This is a genomic window from bacterium (assembly GCA_035295165.1).
GTDB lineage: Bacteria > Sysuimicrobiota > Sysuimicrobiia > Sysuimicrobiales > Segetimicrobiaceae > JAJPIA01.
Genome location: DATGJN010000091.1, coordinates 1 through 16519 on the forward strand (window position 1 = coordinate 1; position 16519 = coordinate 16519).

Here is a 16519-nt window from a genome sequence, read left to right on the forward strand (position 1 = left end):
GGTTTCCACGATCTTCGCGGCGACCGATGCTGTATACGGGACGGCGAGCGCGTAGCGCGTGACACGATGACGGCGAAAGGCGTCGACCTGCGCGAGGGTCGACGTGGTCGCGGGGATTCCCGTGACCTCTTCGATTTGCCGGCACAGCGCCCGATCGATGTCGAGCCCCAGCCACGCTCCTGATGTCCCGCTCCACACGATCGCGTGAACGCGGGCGTCGGCCAGTTGACGCGCGGCCGCGAGCATGGGCTCCATGCGAAACTGCTCCACTGCGCCGTCGTCGAGCGAGATCCGCGTCACCGGGAAGCGGGCGAAGTGGACGGAGACATCGGGCACTTCCCTCACGATGGCACAGGTCACCGGTTCGAGGCAGGTGTTCGAAGAGGGCGTGAGCATCCCGAGCCTGTATCGTGCGGTGATACGCGACCTCCCCAGCCGTTGTGCGCCGCGTTCACGCCGCGGTCCGGGCGCCGATCAGGAAGCGGGTCGGGGAGCCGACGCACGTTGCATGCCGCCCGCAGCGCACACAATCGTGCCCGTCTTGCCGGCACACGCCTCCGCGGAGCGGCGTTCCACGCGACGGGATGCGGCTCCTCCAGTGTGCGCCGTGTGACGCACCTCACAGTCCGGCTATGCGCGCGCTCATCGCGCGCACGTGGGCGCGCGGCGAAGATAAGGCCAACAGGCCGGAAGGCTGCCGTGGGAGGTGCACGATGGCATGGTACCGATGTCCGTGTGGGTTTCTCACCGAGCAGTCCCCGCAGCATGGGGACGTGGTCGTGTCCGTGTATCATCTGCACCCGGCCGCGAGGGTGGACGGCGGCTCGGCGGTCGTGCGGATGGCGCCGCTTCCCGATCCGATCCGAGGGTGCGGCGAGCGCGCTTCCGACGCCGAGCTGCTTACGGCGGCTCGAGCGCTTCGATGAGCGAGGCGGGGACCGCTTTCGGCGGCGCCGAGGCCAGCAGCGTCCTCTCGAACGACCTGCCGGGGTCCCGCCGCGATTCGGCCTGACCGGCGGTCCGGAGCGTGACGGCGCCGCCGTACGCGAGCCACTCGCGCAGATCGGGGCTCTTGAGTAGACACCCCCGGTAGCCGAGGGGCGGCGCCGCCGGCGGCGGACCCGGATACGCTGCCGATCGATCCCAGGCCCGCTCCAGGCTGCGGACGATGCTCGGCGGTACCGCCCACGTGGGATCCGGTCGTCCGGAAAACAAGAGAATCGTCCCCGTCCAGGTCACGCGCGCGTCATCGGATCTTGATGTGGCCGTGCATCACCGTCATGAACGTACAGAAGTTCACGTACGGCCCGCGATTCGCCAGCCGCGGGTCCGGGATCGTCGCCCCGCTGTTGTCGACGTTCGTCACCGGGGTGCCGCCGGGTTTGTGCGACCAGTATCCATTTCGGCCCTTTCGGTACCAGTGGAAGTCCCAGCCGGGCGCGATCACGAGCGCGACCAGGTGCCCCTCGTCGGGGCACCGGTTGTTCGCGCCCGGGCTGTCGATGAGCGCATCGGCGATCGCCGCCGGCCTGACCGCTGCGCAGGAGAGCGCCGCATACATCGCGCCTGCCGCCAGCCCCGGCTGCGCAAACGTGTCCGTTCGGTAGTTCGTAGCGTAATTGTAACAGTTGTTGAAGGGTTGCCGCTGCGGGACGTTCCACCAGTGCGGCTCGTAGAGGGGCGCGCAGGCGCACCGGTGCCTCTTCGGCCAGACCGAGGCCCGGTGTCGCCGCTTCGCAAAGTCTGCCCGGAGGTTGCGGAAGCGTGCGACCTCACGCTCGAGCCTTCGCGAAAACTCGGGCCCGTACCCGAGCCGGCGAACGAGACCGGACATGCCGAGGGCGAACGTCTCGAACTGCTCGTCCTCCGCGCGATGCGCGAGCCTCGGCGCGAGCAGATCCCCGTGAACCAGGCGGAACGTCCTGGGAAGCCTCTTGTCCGGTGCGGCGACCTGCTCGATCACGAGACCCCGGTATCCCAGCGTCGGCCACGGCGGCAGCACGGCCTCGCCCCTCGCGAGCGGGCGCACCGGGATCAGCCGCTCCGCGGCTTCACGGGCTTCGCTTCCCTCGAGTTCGATCACGGGGTTTGACCGCCCGCTGAACACGTCGACCGTTATGCGCAGCTTGATGGCTGTCCACCTCCTTGTCATTCGCGCTCACAGTGTACATCCGGCGAGTCGGTGGCGGCTGTGACCGCGGTCACCTGAGATCAGTGAACTTCATCACACGTGGACCCTCTACGCCACGGATAGACTCCGGATTCTGCTCCGCCCGGAATGAATCGGACCTCTCCGTCCGCTGACTTTTCCTTGCCGGTCATGTCGATTTGGAGTCTGTCCACTCGACAATGCAGTGAGAGAAGGATCGATCCGGTGGCGGAGTTCGCCCGGTCGTGACCGGTCCGCTAGCGCCTGGTCGGCCCGACACGAAAAGGCAAACGACGACGCAGGCACAGAGAAGAACGTTCAAAGGGAGGGTACTCAATCATGAGGGACGTGCTCTGGACCGTTCAAGGGCTCCTCGCGCTCCTGTTTCTGTTCACCAGCGGGATCAAGTTGGTGATGCCCCTCGATGCGCTGACGCAGCAGATGCCACTGCCGGGCCTGTTCGTACGGTTCATCGGGGTGGCCGAGGTACTCGGCGCGCTCGGTCTGATTCTTCCGGGTCTGCTGCGCATCCGTACGAGCCTGACACCGTTAGCCGCTGCTGGGCTGGTGATGGTCATGCTGGGTGCGACGGTGTTCACACTGGCCTCGGGCGGCGGGCCGTTGGTCTTGATCCCGCTGGCAGTGGGTCTCCTCGCGGCGTTCGTCGCCTACGGCCGCTGGCGACTGGTGCCGCACGCCGAGAGCGGCCGCACTCGCGTTGAACCTGCGAGGGCGTGATCGGTCCAAAAGGGGGGCGGCGGACAAACATGCGTGAGAGCGGGCGGGGTCCCACGCTCCGGTTGTTGAGACGACGGCAATGCGTGCGGCGTGTGTGGTGCGGACACACGAGAACAAACTAGGGCGGGTGATATCGTATGCAACTAGGCACTCAAACCGCTTCGGGCTCGAAGAGCAGGCTCTGGACCGGACGTATCGTCAGCACGGTGGCTGTACTGTTCCTGCTGCTCGACGGCGCTCTGCATGTGATGATGCCGGCGCAAGTGGTCCAGGCATTCGCGCGGCTCGGGTATCCTGTGAGCCTCGCTCCGACCTTAGGAATTCTCGAGATCGTGTGCGTGGTCGTCTATGTGTTTCCGCGCACGTCGATCCTCGGCGCCATCTTGCTGACGGGCTATCTTGGCGGCGCGACCGCTACCCAGGTGCGCGTTGGCAGTCCACTCTTTGCCGAAGCTCTCTTCCCTGTCTATATCGGCGTGCTAATCTGGGGAGGGCTTTGCTTGCGAGAAGACCAGCTGCGCGTGCTCATTCCTCTGCGGCGCTAGGCTATGGCTCACATGGTGCGCTCAGGGTTGTTGTGTACGCAAGGCGTTTCGCGGCCGTGGCCCCGCGGCCGCGATCGATGCTGGGCTCTCCCTCCGCGGTGATGGGCGGGATGCCCCGGGTGGACGCCTCGCGTCTGGGTAAAGCGCCTGCGGCCTATTCGTAGAACTCAGGCGCCTTCTTGAGCTTCTTCCACTCATCCGGGTCGTGTCCGTAGACGATGAGTGCGACCCGCTCGCGCGCGGCCAGGTCCACGAGCTTTCGAGTGCTCGCCCTGGTTCCCGCTGCTTCCAGGTCGTAGGATCCGATCGGCCGGGTTTCCGGGGTGTGATCTCCCAGCGCGCGGGCCATCGCATCGATCGCCAGGAGCACGGGGCCGGTCTTGGGGAGGCGTACCAGCACGGACTGGTGTCCCGGCACGTGCCCGCTCGTCTCGATCAACTCGACCCCGGGGACCAACGTCGTGTCCCCGTCGACGAGGCGATAGCGCAGACGAGGATCGCCCCACTGCTCGCGCGTGCCGGCGAAGCGCGGGTGCCCGCCCTGCGCCGTGTCGTAGTGGCGTCGCTGCACGACGATCTCCGCGGCGGTAAACGGTGCGAGATAACCCGCGTGATCTCCATCGAAGTGCGTGGCGACGAGGTAACGGATGTTCTCCGGGCGGACGCCCAGGCGCGCGAGTTGATTGACGACGAGGTCGTCCTCGGTGACGCGGGGACCTTGGTGGTCGGGCCGACGGCTCGTCTCGACCATCTTAGGGCCAAAGCCGGTATCCACGAGGATGTTCGTCCCGTCATCGGTCTGGATCAGGTAGCCCGGATAGGGATTGCCGGTGTCCGGATTCATCCCGAGTTGCATGATGTACAGGCGCATGTGTTCCCCCGTTCCTATCAAAGTGGCGTGATGGAGTGGTTAGCCCGCGGTGCCGCGTTGTCCTGTTGGCCCGGACCCGCGGTGCGCATCCACGTTCCAGCCACCGCCGCGACAACGCGCGAGCGCCGAACGTCCGACTGTGGCGCCTGAGTGGGGAGGTGCTTGTGCCGCTACTACGAACAGTGCGGACGTGGCCGGCACCCCGCGGCGCTGTTCGTAGTTTGGCACACACGCCTGCGTATTAGGCAGACGCGGCTCGGCGCTGCACAGAACGGGCCACGTCGGAGGGGCGTGGGCATGACAGAGATCATCGCGATCGCGACACCGCACGGGCAGTTTGCCTACTCGCCGACCGCACCGCCGTGTGCAACGATCCTCCCCGGTGTAACCGTGCGCGTGGCGACGCGCGACCCACGATCGGGCGCTCTCATCGTCGGACCGCCGGGGACGTTTCAGCCGTATCCCCCACCGCCCGGAGGTCGCACGAACGCCCTCACCGGGCCGATCCGCATCGAGGGTGCCGAGCCCGGCGACGTGCTCGCGGTCGACGTGCGTGACATTGCGCTCCGGCCTCCCGGATACATGGCCGCGAGCGACGCCGGGTTGGTCGTGCCCAGGGGCCGTGTGGGTGAGTCGCTCATCGGCGTTGTGGACGTCCAGGACGGGCACGTGGTGTGGCGCGAGGGTCTCCGGATTCCGTGTCGCCCGATGGTGGGGGAGATCGGCGTGGCCGATCCCTCGGAACCGCGTTCCGGCGCCGTCGGCCGCTTCGGGGGGAACATGGACCACGCGGTGCTCGGCGCGGGATGCCGCGTCTATCTGCCGGTGTTCGTGCCGGGCGCGTTGCTTTACATCGGCGACGTACACGCGGCGATGGGTGACGGCGAATTGAGCGGCGGCGGCGTGGAGATCGCGGCGGAAGTCACGTGCACGATCGGTCTGGTCCGGCACCGATCGCTGCTGGCCCCGCGCATGGAGACGGCCGACCGCGTAATCACCGTGGGGTGGGGCCGCGACTTCGCCGTGGCCCGCGGCATGGTGGTAGAGGACATGCTGAGGATTCTCGAGACCCGCCTCGGGATGCGGGCCGTGGAGGCGCTGATGTGGATCTCGGCCGCCGGCGACCTGCGCGTCGGGCAGGCGTGCGGCTCCATGGACATGACACTCAGGCTGCAGATGCCGAAACGGTGGCCCCAGTTGACGGCCGCGCCGTGATTCGGACGACGGTGTTCTGCGTCGTCGTGTTGGCGACGTAACGGTCTAGTCTAGCGCGCCGGCGGCGCGCGATTCGATCCCGTCGCCGTCAGCGTCCCATCTATTCTCTCCGAACGGCACCGGCACGGGTGCTCGCAGGAACTCATCACGCTCATGCCAGCGCTTCCAGAAGGTGTTCGTTTCCTTAGGTTCATCCGCTCGAGCCGCAGCGGTCGCCGCCAGGATGAGGCACCAGAGGAGGACGCCGAGCACCATGGAGGGTTCCAGTCCCGGTGGAAGCGCCGTTGGCATTGCATTCACCTCAATGTTTGGCCATCGCCGTACCGTGTCGCAGGGTCAGTCTACGGCCCGACCGTTGACCGCGCAGCGAGCGGCGTTACTCGCGAGGTGTGAACGGGGTCACAGTCCACACTTTGATGCCTGCTGACCGGCCGCACGACCACGGATGTCGAGCCACCCCGCACCCCGACGGTCCCGGTCTGGGCTCGTCCGTCTGGTCCGGGGCGGTGTCGCCCTCAATGCCTCGTGGGCGGTGCGTTCGCTGTGAAACACTTCACAGTCAGTTCGTGATGCGGTCCATTGTTCGAAAAATCGATCGGGCATATCGTAAGGCCACGAGCTCATCGACGAATACGCACCGCGAACGAGGATCGATGCTCGGACGGTCTCGCAAGCGCGCGTGAGGGTGAGCTCAAGGCTGCCGCTCGGGTTCGGACGGCCAGGGAGGGTCGGGGATGATCCAACCACAGACACACGAGGCGCGGTCGCTGACAGCGGAGGTTGCGGTAGTGCGGGGTGGACACGGTGGCGGCGATCTTGTTCGGATGTATCTCGACGAAATCGGACGGGTGCCGCTGCTCAGTCCGGCAGACGAGGTGGAACTGGCCAAACGGGTGGAACGCGGCGACGCGGAGGCCAGGCGGCACCTCGTGGAAGCGAACCTCCGGCTCGTCGTCAGCCTTGCCCGGAGGTACGCCGGATCCGACGTCCCGCTGTCGGATCTCATCCAGGAAGGCAACCTCGGGCTCATGCAGGCGGTCGACCGGTTCGACTGGCGGCGCGGCTACCGGTTCGCGACATACGCCACATGGTGGATCCGTCAGGCGCTGATGCGGGCCCGCGGCGACCAGTCGCGCCAGATTCGCATCCCCGTCTACATGGCGCTCGAGGTCAACAAGCTGTCGCGGCTCCAGCAGCGCATGGCGCAGGAACTGGGACGGGAACCGAGCCTGGACGAGATCGAGCAGGTCATGGACAAGCCGGTCGAGCCGGTGTGGAAGGTGCAGCAGATCGCCCGCGCGCCGATCTCGCTGGAAACGCCGATCGAGGACGAGGGGGAGGGCTCCCTCGGCGACCTGATCGAGGACGCCACCGCGCCCGATCCGATGGAAACGGCGTTCGCCTCGGTGCTCAAGGCGCACCTCGCGGACCTCCTGGACGCGCTCCCGCCCCGGCAGCGCAAGGTGCTCGTCGTGCGGTTCGGCCTGGACGACAACCAACCGCGCACGCTCGAGGAGGTCGCGAAGGCGTTCGGTGTGACGCGGGAGCGGGCACGGCAGTTGGAGCTGAAGGCGTTGAGCAAGCTGCGGCGCCTAAGCGAGAAGCGGTCCCTGAGAGACTTCACGTCATGACCCGGCCCGCCGGGCCGCCAGGGCGGCCCGGTGCGGCCGCGACGGAGGTACGGACCGGCGTCCGTCGAAAGGTGGGCCGCGTGTGTGTGCCGTCCCGCGACTGCGACGGGCAGCGGCGCACAGACGCGACCCCCGCAGATGCGGACCGAGGAGGTGCCACGTTGAGTCGAGACCTGCTCGCACAGGTCCCTCTCCTGGCGCAGCTCGGCCCGACGGCGATGGACGACGTCGCGGCCCTCATGCGGCGGCACCGCTACGCCGCGGGCGACGTGGTCTTCCACCAGGGCGATCCCGGAACCGCACTCTACATCGTCGAGGAGGGCGAGGTCAAGATCGTCCTCGGCTCATCGGACGGCAAGGAGGTCATCCTCCGGCTGCTCGGCCGCGGGGACTTCCTCGGGGAGCTTGCGCTCCTGGACGGCGAACCTCGGTCGGCCGAGGCCGTGGCGACGCTCCCGACCACGTTGCTCATTCTGCCACGCGAGGCGTTTGTGGCGTTTGTGACCGAGCATCCGCAGGCCGCGCTCGTGCTCCTCACGACGCTCAGCCGGCGCCTGCGGGGCGCGGACAATCGCATGCACGACGCGGTGTTCCTCGACGTGCGCACCCGGCTGGTCAAAGTCCTCGTCGACCTGGCCGAGACCCGGGGCCAGCCCGACCCCCGGGGCGTCCTGATCGCGTCCCGGCTCACGCAGGGCGATCTCGCCGGCATGGTCGGGGCGACGCGGGAGAGCGTCAACAAGTGGCTGCGCTACTACGTCGAACGAGGGTTGATCCTCCACGAACGCCAGCGCCTGACCGTGGTGGATCTCAAGCGGTTGCGCGCCGAGTTGTCCTGACCTCCCGCGGGGTTGGGCCGCACCGATCTGCCGAGGAGGCCGCGCGCGTGGGCGACCGGAAGCAGAACTACTACGGATGGGTCCGCGATCTCCCCGACCGGCGGGACTACGAGTACGCGCCGCCCCCGGCGCTCGCGCGGACGCGTCCGCGCCGCGTCGATCTTCGCCCGCAATGTCCTCCCGTGTACGATCAGGGGCAACTGCAGAGCTGTACGGCCAACGCGGTCGGCGCGGCGATTCAGTACATGCGGAGGATGGAGAACCTCGCGCCGGACTTCCGGCCGTCGCGGATGTTCATCTACTTCAATACGCGCGCCGCGCGCGGGTGCGAGCGGTGCGACACCGGCTCGCCGATCCGCGACGCCGTCAAGTCCGTCGCGGCGCTCGGGGTGTGCCCGGAAGAGCTGTGGCCGTATCGGGTGCCGCGGTTCGAAACGAAGCCCGCACCCGGGTGCTTCCGCGCGGCGAAGCGACATCGCGCGATCAGCTATCATCGGGTGCCGCGGGACCCGGACCTGACCGCGATCCGGACGTGTCTCGCCTCGGGGCACCCGGTCGTCTTCGGAATGGCCGTCTACAAGAGCTTCGAAGCCGCGGCGGTGGCGCGAAGCGGCGTGGCCGTGTTGCCGCAGCGCGGGGAGCAGCACATCGGCCACGGACACGCCGTCCTGGCCGTCGGCTACGACGACGGCGCGCGCCGGCTCCTTGCCCGGAACTCGTGGGGCGAAGGGTGGGGGCAGCGCGGCTACTTTACCCTTCCGTACGCCTACCTCGCCGACCCGCATCTCAGCGACGATTTCTGGACAATTCGGGCCGTCACGCGATGACCGCATAGCCGCCTCCGCGCCGCGATCGGCAGGACCTTCCGACACTCCACCGAAAGGGGCTCGTCACAGACCACGGTGGAAGTGGGCCCGCCGAACGGCGGATGCGGGCCCGTTCCGGGGAAATGCGCATGCCCGATCGTCCAGGTGTCGTGACGTTTGTCCTCACCGACATCGAGGGTTCCACAAATCTGCTGCAGCACCACGGCGACGCCCGCTACGCCGAGCTCCTGGACGAGCACCGGCGAATTCTGCGCGCCGCGTTCACGGGGCAGGGCGGCCGCGAGGTCGACACCGACGGGGACGCGATCCTCGTCGCGTTCTCGAGCGCCCGGGCGGCTGTCGTGGCCGCGGTGACCGCGCAGCGGGCGCTCCTCGGCCACCCGTGGCCGACCGACGCGAGGCTGCGGGTGCGCATGGGCGTGCACACCGGCGAGCCCGTGCGCGTGGCCGGGAAGTATGTCGGCCTGGATGTCCACCGCGCCGTCCGGATCTGCAACGCCGCGCACGGCGGGCAAATCCTCCTCTCGCGTGCGACCCTGCACCTCGTGGAAGATGCGCTGCCGCCCGAGGTCGCGGTCCGCGACCTCGGGACGCACCGGCTCAAGGACTTGCGGGAGCCCGAGCATCTCTTCCAGGTCACGCACCCGGAGCTCGAGGCGGAGTTTCCGCCGCTGCGCTCGTTCCCCGTCGAACGCCACAACCTGCCGCAGGAGCTGTCCAGCTTCGTGGGCCGAGACCTGGAACGCGCCGAGGTCGGCCAGCTGCTATCGACCGCCCGTCTCGTCACGTTGACGGGGACGGGCGGGTGCGGGAAAACGCGGCTTGCGCTGCGCGTCGCCGCAGAGGTCGTGCCGCGCTATGCGGACGGCGTGTGGCTCGTCGAGCTTGCACCGCTGACCGACCCCGCACTGGTCCTGCAGACCGTCGCGTCCACCCTGGGGGTGCGGGAGATCCCCGGCCGGCCCTGGTTGTCGAGCCTGACCGACGCGCTGCGCGACCGGACGATGTTGCTCGTGATCGACAACTGCGAGCACCTGATCGACGCGTGCGCGCACGTGATCGACGCGATCCTGGGCGCGTGCCCCGGCGTGGGGGTGCTGGCCACGAGTCGCGAGTCGCTACGGATCGCGGGAGAGCGGATGTGGCGGGTGCCGTCTCTGTCGCTGCTCGGGTCGGGCGCGACGGCGACCGCCGCGGCGGGGAGCGAAGCGGTGCGGCTGTTTCTGGACCGCGCCGCGGCCGTGCAGCCTTCGTTCGCCATCACGTCCCAGAACGCGGGGGCCGTGCTGGAGGTGTGCCGTCGGCTGGACGGAATCCCGCTTGCGATCGAGTTGGCCGCCGCCCGCGTCGCGGCGCTCCCGGTATCGGAGATTGCACGGCGTCTCGGCGACCAGCTTTCGTTGTTGAACCAGGGGAGCCGGACGGCGCTTCCCCGGCATCGGACCCTGCAAGCGGTCATGGACTGGGGCTATCATCTGCTCTCGGGAGGCGAGCAGGCGCTGCTGCGCCGCCTGGCCGTGTTCGCCGGGGGGTGGACGCTCGAAGCGGCCGAGGCGGTGTGCGGCGGCAGGGACGAGGCGCCCCTTGCGGTGCTGGACCTGCTGACCCAGCTCGTCCTGAAGTCCTTGGTGCTCATGGACGAGCAGGATGCGAACGTGCGCTACCGGTTCCTCGAGACGGTGCGGCAGTACAGCGTGGCCAGGCTCAGGGAGTCGGGCGAGGAGGCGGCCGTGCGCGAGCGCCACCTCGACTGGTTCTTGGGGCTCGCGGAGCGGGCCGCGCCCGAGCTGGTCGGCTCGACGCAGGCGGCATGGTTCGACCGGCTCGAAGCCGAGCACGACAACCTCCGGGCGGCGCTCGAGTGGGCGCTCCAGAGCGGCCGCACCGAGGCGGGGCTGCGCCTGATCGGCGCGGCGTGGCGGTTCTGGTTCGTGCGCGGATACTTTGCCGAGGGCCGCGGATGGCTGGAGTCGCTCTTGCGCGTCGGAGAGAGCACCCCGGCGGTGGTGCGCGCGGATGCGCTCAACGCCGCCGGTAACCTGGCCGTCTTTGGTCAGGGAGACTACGCGGCGGGGCGGCGGTTCTACGAGCACGGCCTCGCGCTGTGGAAGCAGACCGGCGACGGCCGCGGCGTCGCGAGGATCCTGGGCAACTTGGCGTTTGTTGCCGCCGGCGAGGGAGATCCGGTTGCGGAACGCGCGCTTCTCGACGAGAGCCTCGCCCTGCGGCGGGAGCTCGGCGACCAGTGGGGCGTGGCGCTCGCGCTCCACAACCTCGGCCGCGCGGCGTTCCGTCATGGGGACTACGGCGAGGCCGCCGCACTCTTGGCTGAGGCGCTCGACATCTGGCAGGGCCATGGGGACAAGCAGCACATCGCGATGGCGCTCACGAACCTCGGGTTGGTGGCGTCCCGGCAGGGCGACTATGCTCGGGCGCGCGCGCTGCTCGCCGAGGGGCTCGTCTTGCGCCGAGAGCTCGGCGACAAGCCCGGGCTCGCGTACCAACTCGAAGGGTTCGCGGGACTCGCCGCGGCGCAGGGAGAGGCGGTCCGGGCGGCCAGGTTGTTCGGCGCCGCGGAGGCGCTGCGCGAGGCGATCGCGGCGCCGTTGTTGCCGTCCGACCGTCCCGACTACGACCGTGACGTGGCGGCGGCCCGCGCGACGATACCGCCGCGCGAGTTTGCGGACGCGTGGGCGTTGGGACGCGCGACGGCGTTGGACGACGCCATCGCCGAGGCGGAGCGCGACTGAGCAGGAGAAGCGTGCGCTCCGGATGAACTGGCAGTGCGCAACACAGACACGACAACGATCGGTGCGGCGCCGGCCGGTAGGGTAAACGGCGCGCGGATGGGGGAGGAACGGAACGATGGGGAACAACGGCGCGGGAGCGGCCAAACCGAACCTCAGGGGCAAACGGAAGACGCGCGCGATCACGAAGCGGGGCAAGACGGCTCGCGCAGGCGCAAAGAAGAGCGCGGCGAAGGGACGCAAGCGCCGGTAACCGTCGCCCCCGGCATTTCGAGTGCCCTTTCCGAACCACCGGCCACCGGCCCGGTGCATCACGGCGCCCGGCGGATCCCTACGAACCCGAGGACATGTACGTCATGCGCCGATTGAACCACTCCCTGCGGGCTGGCACCGCTCCGTGCGGCGATCGCGTCCGGGAGGGTCCGGCGACCGCGCCGCGCAAGGGATTGAGTGAGCGGAGGCTAAGGTTCCCGCTCTTGCTCTGCAGGTCGAGACGGGCGGACGAGCTGTTCGAGAAGCCCGCGCAGCTCGTCGATACGTCCTTCCAATCGTCCGACGTGTGCGTCCATGTAGCAGCCGTTCAAGATGATCTTCACGGAGACGAGCAGGACGCCCGCCTCGAGAAACAGGTCGTGGTTGAATCCCTTGACCACCAGCGCAGACAGGAACAGGACAAACGTGAGGATGATGACGACCATCGAGGCGCGGTCGAGATAGGTGGCCGTCGAACCCGTGCGTCGCTCCATAGTGTCCTCCAATCTCCGTCCGACGTGTCGTTCCCCGTGATAGAGGGGCGTTCCCCCCGGCGATCGGGGCACGGGTCATTTGGTTCATGACGATGACGTACCAGCCCATTTCGTTGGGATCTTCAACAGCCGCGCGAGCCGATACCGAAGCCAGATCGTCACTAGCGCGAGGAGCACGAGCGCGGCGACCGTCCAGTAGAGAACAGTTCGGGCCTCCGCAACACCGTATCCCAGCGCGACGAGAAGGATGTCGGTCGGCAGAATGCTCACGGCAGTCGCCCACAGGAACGTCGTCCACCGGACGGACGTCAGACCGAGCGCGAAATTCAACAGGCTATACGGTAGGAGCGGGATGAACTGAATCAAGAGAACGGCTCCCCACCCCCCTTGTTCCACCGTGTTGTCGACCCATTCCATCGCACCCGCGGGCACGACACGCTGAGCCACCGCGCGCCCCACCAGGCGCGCGATCCCAAAGGCGAGACACGCACTTCCCATTGCACCGGCGATCGACACGAGTAGGCCGTTCCAAAACCCGAACACGGCCCCGTTCGTCACGATGATCAGATCGGTCGGAAAAGGGAGAAAGGTATTGACGATGGTGACGAGGATCGATGTCGCAGGCGCCCATGGGCCCCACTGCACGGCGGCCGTCCGGACGTGGTCGATGGTGACCCGAGACCAGGTGCCGAGCGTATGGAGCCACCCGGGCTCGACCAGAGTCGATGCGAGACCCCAGTGCACCTCCGAGCACCTCCGGCACGCTCGGACAGAGAATCGCTCATCCCGCAACACGCGGTGGTATCCGAAAGAGATAGTTCACACTGCCAGACGCGACTCCTGGTATCTTGAGGCGGGGCCGCGTTGCCACCGCCCCCGTCCAATCTTGGCGCTGAGGAGGAGGTGGTGTGCCGTCCACACGAAAGTGAATGTTCGGACGTTGTCGAGAGGTGCTGGATGCAGCGGGTGTTCATGCTGTCGTTGCTCGGCGTTCTTGTGGTGCTGCCTGTTCGCGTCGCGGCTGCTCCGACCGCAGCGCACGATCCTGCCGAAAGCGAGGTGCACGAGATGTCGGCGCCCCAAGCTGCGACGAACACCGCGCCCCAGAACCCGATCGCGATCATCCACACGACGGCCGGGGACATGCGGTGCGAGCTCTACCCCGGCAAAGCACCCCTGGCCGTGGCAAATTTCATCGGGTTGGCCACCGGGGACAAGGATTGGACGAACCCTGCGACGGGCAAGATCGAGCATCATCGGCCGATGTACGACGGGGTCATCTTCCACCGAGTGATTCCGGGGTTCATGATCCAGGGCGGCGATCCACTCGGGACCGGCACGGGCGGTCCGGGCTACAAGTTTCAGGACGAGCTGCACACCGATCTGCTTTTTGACCGTCCCGGACGGCTGGCCATGGCCAACGCCGGCCCCAACACGAACGGGTCGCAGTTCTTCATCACCGAGGAAGCGCAGCCCGGCCTGAACCCCCAGAACGGTGCCGGCTACACCATCTTCGGTCAGTGCGACGACAAGGCGGTCGCGCTGGTCAAGAAGATCGCACGCATGCCCCGGGATGCGCGCGATCGCCCGCTTCAGCCGGTCAAGATCGTGCACATCGAGATCGTGAAGCCCGTCAAGAGCAATTGACCCCGCCCGTGTCTCTTTCTGTTAGAGTGGTGGTAGAGGGCGATTTCCTGGGTGGTGGCTGATGCCAGAGTCTGTGCGTGCAAAGGCCGGGCTTCCCTGGCCGGTCACGGGGACCTACCGGTGTGACAAGTGCCATGCCACCGTGGAGGGCGTTGCAGGCGCCATTACATCTCGCTGCGCCACGCCCCATGGCACGAACCAACGGCCGTGCAACTGCGCGTATTTCGTCCTCATCAAGCGTCCTGCCGCAGCATAACAGCATGGTCTCGTAGGAAAGCCCCACTCCACGTTAGGCGGGGATTGATTGGGTTATAGGCTCTGTGCCCAAGCGCGCACCGCCGACAAGGAGGAAGAGGCCGGAGAGCACGTAGCCCCACCACCGGGTGTCATCCCGCCAGGAGCGCTCACCGCGGGCGCGGAAGGGGGGATGCGGTGCCGCGTATCTGCCACCGGATCGGGGGACGAGACCGCCCATGGGTGAGCCTGCTGTATTGAGCCCCGCATCGCTGGACGAGATTCGCGCGGCACAGGCGCGGATTGCCGGAAGCGCCATCCGTACTCCACTGATTCCCCTGAACCTCGAGGGCGCTCCCGCGAAGATCTACCTGAAGCTGGAGAACCTGCAGCCCATCGGATCGTTCAAGCTGCGGGGAGCGGGGAACGCGATCAGACGGGCAGATCCGCAATCGCTGCGGCGCGGCATTTGGACGGCGAGCGCCGGCAACATGGCGCAGGCGGTCGCCTGGTATGCGCGGCAGGTCGGCGTGGACTGCACGGTCGTGGTCCCGGATCATGCCCCGGCGATCAAACTCGAGGCGATCACCCGACTGGGGGCGCGCCCGATCAAGGTACCGGTCGCCCGGTGGCTCGAAGTGTTTCGGACGCGGCAGTTCGAGGGGCTGGAGGGGTTCTTCGTGCACCCGTTCAGCGACGCGGCGGTGATCGCCGGGAACGGGACGGTCGGAATCGAGATCCTGGAGGATCTGCCGCGCGTGGACGCCGTGGTCGTCCCCTACGGCGGCGGCGGGCTGGCCTGCGGCATCGCCTGTGCGCTGCGCGCCCTGAGCCCCGCCACCAAGATGTTCGCGGCCGAGGTTGCGACTGCGGCCCCGCTCGCCCCATCGATGGCGGCCGGGCACCCGGTCACCGTGGACTACGTTGCGAGCTTCGTGGACGGGATCGGGACTCCGGCGCTCTTTCCCGAGATGTGGGAACTGGCCCGCCGGCTCCTCGACGGCGCGATCGTGGCGTCGCTCGACCAGATCGCCGCGGCGATCCGCCTGCTGGTCGAACGGCACCACATCGTGGCGGAGGGTGCGGGCGCGTCCGGGGTCGCGGCCGCGTTGACGGGTGCAGCAGGGAGCGGTACCGTCGTGTGCATCGTGTCCGGGGGCAACATCGACGTGCGCAAGCTGACCACGATCTTGGAGGGGCACACGCCGGCGGGTTGAGTGCTCGACCTCCGGGCCCAGACGCCTGCCGGAGGCCGCAGCGCATCCGTGCGCCGGCAACCCGGACGGAGCGCGAGGGGGGATCGCAGTGATCGTGGACGTGCACGCGCACTTCTACCCCGACGGCTACATGGACGCGCTCACCCGGGGTCCGGAGCCGTACGCGCTGACGCAGGACGCGCTCGGCCGCACGATCCTCGCGCTGCACGGCGAACGCATCGTCACGATGACCGCGCAGATGACCAGCCCGGAGCGGCGCATCGAGGAGATGGCGAAGCTCGGCGTCGACCTTCAGGTCGTGTCCATTACGATCCCGAGCGTGTACATCGGGCCGGCGACGCGGCGCCGCGACCTGGCGCGGCGGGCCAACGACGGCATCGCCGAGTTCGTCGGCCGCCATCCCCGTCACTTCGCGGGCCTGGCGAGCCTGCCGCTTCCGGACCCCGGCGCCGCGGTCACGGAGTTGGAGCGGGCGGTGACCGAACTCGGGCTGGTCGGCGCCCTGATCGGCAGCAACGTGGACGGCCGGTATCTCGACGACCCGGCGTTCTTCCCGCTGTATGAGCGCGCCCAGGCGCTCGACGTCCCGCTCCTCGTGCACCCGATGCCGCCCGCGTTGCCGGATGCCACATTTGCGCCGGGCCTCGTGCCGCTCCTCGGCTTCGTGTTCAACACCTCCGCGAGCGTCGCGCGGATGGTATTCGCCGGCGTCTTCGAGCGGCTGCCGCGTCTCAGTGTGGTGGTCGGGCACCTCGGGGGGACGTTGCCCTACCTGATGCAGCGTCTCGACAACGGGTATCACGCCTACCCGGAGATCCGCGACCGCATCCCGCAGCCGCCGAGTCACTACCTACGGCGGTTGTACTACGACACGGTGTCGTTCTCGGTCCCGTCGCTCCAGTGCGCCCTGGGTACGGTGGGCGCCGAGCAGCTCGTGATGGGCACCGACTATCCGCACGTCATCGGCGACGTCGCCGGTGCCTTCGACACGATTAGGGCGCTCGATCTCTCCCCCGCCGCTGTCGACGGCATCATGGGCGGAACGGCCGCGCGCCTCTTCCTGCGCCCGGCGCGGCGGTAGCGCCGCGTTTTTGCGGGAGCGATCGGTCAAGG

Annotated in this window: 19 protein-coding genes; 12 read left to right on the forward strand and 7 right to left on the reverse strand. The window is 68.1% G+C overall.

What is annotated here, in order from left to right; translation table 11 throughout:
• Positions 1-420 (reverse strand): Asp/Glu/hydantoin racemase (locus VKZ50_14885; GenBank protein ID HLJ61008.1); only part of this gene is annotated, 420 nt, incomplete at its 3' end.
• A 293-nt stretch (positions 421-713) separates the two neighbouring features.
• On the opposite strand from VKZ50_14885, the gene VKZ50_14890 reads away from it, so the two are divergent.
• Positions 714-926 carry a hypothetical protein gene (locus tag VKZ50_14890; GenBank protein ID HLJ61009.1) on the forward strand — a complete coding sequence of 71 codons (213 nt, stop codon included), beginning with the start codon at positions 714-716 and terminating at the stop codon, positions 924-926.
• Here the strand turns inward: VKZ50_14890 and VKZ50_14895 are convergent.
• Positions 901-1239, reverse strand: coding sequence for a hypothetical protein (locus tag VKZ50_14895; protein HLJ61010.1), 339 nt, complete (start codon positions 1237-1239; stop codon positions 901-903). The genes VKZ50_14890 and VKZ50_14895 overlap by 26 nt on opposite strands.
• 7 nt (positions 1240-1246) lie before the next feature.
• The gene (locus VKZ50_14900; GenBank protein HLJ61011.1) at positions 1247-2152 is read right to left on the reverse strand and encodes a hypothetical protein; all 906 of its coding nucleotides are present in this window, start codon (positions 2150-2152) and stop codon (positions 1247-1249) included.
• Positions 2153-2488: 336 nt separating this feature from the next.
• Between VKZ50_14900 and VKZ50_14905 the strand changes: the two genes are divergently transcribed.
• Positions 2489-2887: a DoxX family protein gene (locus VKZ50_14905; protein ID HLJ61012.1), complete on the forward strand. Its 399-nt coding sequence runs from the start codon at positions 2489-2491 to the stop codon at positions 2885-2887.
• Between the two features lie 137 nt (positions 2888-3024).
• Positions 3025-3432, forward strand: coding sequence for a DoxX family protein (locus VKZ50_14910; protein ID HLJ61013.1), 408 nt, complete (start codon positions 3025-3027; stop codon positions 3430-3432).
• Between the two features lie 154 nt (positions 3433-3586).
• Here the strand turns inward: VKZ50_14910 and VKZ50_14915 are convergent, their stop codons facing one another.
• The gene (locus VKZ50_14915) at positions 3587-4303 is read right to left on the reverse strand and encodes an N-acyl homoserine lactonase family protein (GenBank protein ID HLJ61014.1); all 717 of its coding nucleotides are present in this window, start codon (positions 4301-4303) and stop codon (positions 3587-3589) included.
• A 297-nt stretch (positions 4304-4600) separates the two neighbouring features.
• On the opposite strand from VKZ50_14915, the gene VKZ50_14920 reads away from it, so the two are divergent.
• A complete protein-coding gene (locus VKZ50_14920; GenBank protein ID HLJ61015.1) occupies positions 4601-5518 on the forward strand; it encodes an acetamidase/formamidase family protein in 918 nt (305 codons plus the stop codon).
• Between the two features lie 45 nt (positions 5519-5563).
• Here the strand turns inward: VKZ50_14920 and VKZ50_14925 are convergent, their stop codons facing one another.
• Entirely contained in the window at positions 5564-5809 is a 246-nt protein-coding gene (locus VKZ50_14925) for a hypothetical protein (protein HLJ61016.1), read from the reverse strand.
• A gap of 443 nt (positions 5810-6252) precedes the next feature.
• On the opposite strand from VKZ50_14925, the gene VKZ50_14930 reads away from it, so the two are divergent.
• The 5 genes from VKZ50_14930 (at position 6253) to VKZ50_14950 (ending at position 11815) form a co-directional block, all read left to right on the forward strand.
• Positions 6253-7149: a sigma-70 family RNA polymerase sigma factor gene (locus VKZ50_14930; GenBank protein HLJ61017.1), complete on the forward strand. Its 897-nt coding sequence runs from the start codon at positions 6253-6255 to the stop codon at positions 7147-7149.
• 161 nt (positions 7150-7310) lie between these two features.
• Positions 7311-7988, forward strand: a complete 678-nt coding sequence (locus tag VKZ50_14935; GenBank protein ID HLJ61018.1) for a Crp/Fnr family transcriptional regulator — start codon at positions 7311-7313, stop codon at positions 7986-7988.
• Positions 7989-8035: 47 nt separating this feature from the next.
• The gene (locus VKZ50_14940) at positions 8036-8815 is read left to right on the forward strand and encodes a C1 family peptidase (protein HLJ61019.1); all 780 of its coding nucleotides are present in this window, start codon (positions 8036-8038) and stop codon (positions 8813-8815) included.
• Positions 8816-8943: 128 nt separating this feature from the next.
• The gene (locus VKZ50_14945; protein HLJ61020.1) at positions 8944-11565 is read left to right on the forward strand and encodes a tetratricopeptide repeat protein; all 2622 of its coding nucleotides are present in this window, start codon (positions 8944-8946) and stop codon (positions 11563-11565) included.
• A gap of 115 nt (positions 11566-11680) precedes the next feature.
• Positions 11681-11815: a hypothetical protein gene (locus VKZ50_14950; protein ID HLJ61021.1), complete on the forward strand. Its 135-nt coding sequence runs from the start codon at positions 11681-11683 to the stop codon at positions 11813-11815.
• 208 nt (positions 11816-12023) lie between these two features.
• On the opposite strand, the gene VKZ50_14955 is transcribed toward VKZ50_14950, so the two are convergent.
• Positions 12024-12308, reverse strand: a complete 285-nt coding sequence (locus tag VKZ50_14955; GenBank protein ID HLJ61022.1) for a hypothetical protein — start codon at positions 12306-12308, stop codon at positions 12024-12026.
• 84 nt (positions 12309-12392) lie between these two features.
• The gene (locus VKZ50_14960; GenBank protein HLJ61023.1) at positions 12393-13052 is read right to left on the reverse strand and encodes a VTT domain-containing protein; all 660 of its coding nucleotides are present in this window, start codon (positions 13050-13052) and stop codon (positions 12393-12395) included.
• A 213-nt stretch (positions 13053-13265) separates the two neighbouring features.
• On the opposite strand from VKZ50_14960, the gene VKZ50_14965 reads away from it, so the two are divergent.
• The 3 genes from VKZ50_14965 (at position 13266) to VKZ50_14975 (ending at position 16487) form a co-directional block, all read left to right on the forward strand.
• A complete protein-coding gene (locus VKZ50_14965; GenBank protein ID HLJ61024.1) occupies positions 13266-13955 on the forward strand; it encodes a peptidylprolyl isomerase in 690 nt (229 codons plus the stop codon).
• A gap of 473 nt (positions 13956-14428) precedes the next feature.
• On the forward strand, positions 14429-15406 hold the full coding sequence (locus VKZ50_14970) for a threonine/serine dehydratase (GenBank protein HLJ61025.1): 978 nt from the start codon (positions 14429-14431) through the stop codon (positions 15404-15406).
• 88 nt (positions 15407-15494) lie between these two features.
• Complete coding sequence (locus tag VKZ50_14975) at positions 15495-16487, forward strand: amidohydrolase family protein (protein HLJ61026.1); 993 nt, start codon at positions 15495-15497, stop codon at positions 16485-16487.
• Positions 16488-16519 lie beyond the last annotated feature (32 nt).

Excerpts from the sequence above, each read along its gene's own strand:
- VKZ50_14890 (HLJ61009.1), top strand. The coding sequence starts at position 714 with ATGGCATGGTACCGATGTCCGTGTGGGTTTCTCACCGAGCAGTCCCCG.
- VKZ50_14900 (HLJ61011.1), bottom strand. The coding sequence starts at position 2,152 with ATGACAAGGAGGTGGACAGCCATCAAGCTGCGCATAACGGTCGACGTG.
- VKZ50_14905 (HLJ61012.1), top strand. The coding sequence starts at position 2,489 with ATGAGGGACGTGCTCTGGACCGTTCAAGGGCTCCTCGCGCTCCTGTTT.
- VKZ50_14910 (HLJ61013.1), top strand. The coding sequence starts at position 3,025 with ATGCAACTAGGCACTCAAACCGCTTCGGGCTCGAAGAGCAGGCTCTGG.
- VKZ50_14915 (HLJ61014.1), bottom strand. The coding sequence starts at position 4,303 with ATGCGCCTGTACATCATGCAACTCGGGATGAATCCGGACACCGGCAAT.
- VKZ50_14920 (HLJ61015.1), top strand. The coding sequence starts at position 4,601 with ATGACAGAGATCATCGCGATCGCGACACCGCACGGGCAGTTTGCCTAC.
- VKZ50_14925 (HLJ61016.1), bottom strand. The coding sequence starts at position 5,809 with ATGCCAACGGCGCTTCCACCGGGACTGGAACCCTCCATGGTGCTCGGC.
- VKZ50_14930 (HLJ61017.1), top strand. The coding sequence starts at position 6,253 with ATGATCCAACCACAGACACACGAGGCGCGGTCGCTGACAGCGGAGGTT.
- VKZ50_14945 (HLJ61020.1), top strand. The coding sequence starts at position 8,944 with ATGCCCGATCGTCCAGGTGTCGTGACGTTTGTCCTCACCGACATCGAG.
- VKZ50_14950 (HLJ61021.1), top strand. The coding sequence starts at position 11,681 with ATGGGGAACAACGGCGCGGGAGCGGCCAAACCGAACCTCAGGGGCAAA.
- VKZ50_14955 (HLJ61022.1), bottom strand. The coding sequence starts at position 12,308 with ATGGAGCGACGCACGGGTTCGACGGCCACCTATCTCGACCGCGCCTCG.
- VKZ50_14965 (HLJ61024.1), top strand. The coding sequence starts at position 13,266 with ATGCAGCGGGTGTTCATGCTGTCGTTGCTCGGCGTTCTTGTGGTGCTG.
- VKZ50_14970 (HLJ61025.1), top strand. The coding sequence starts at position 14,429 with ATGGGTGAGCCTGCTGTATTGAGCCCCGCATCGCTGGACGAGATTCGC.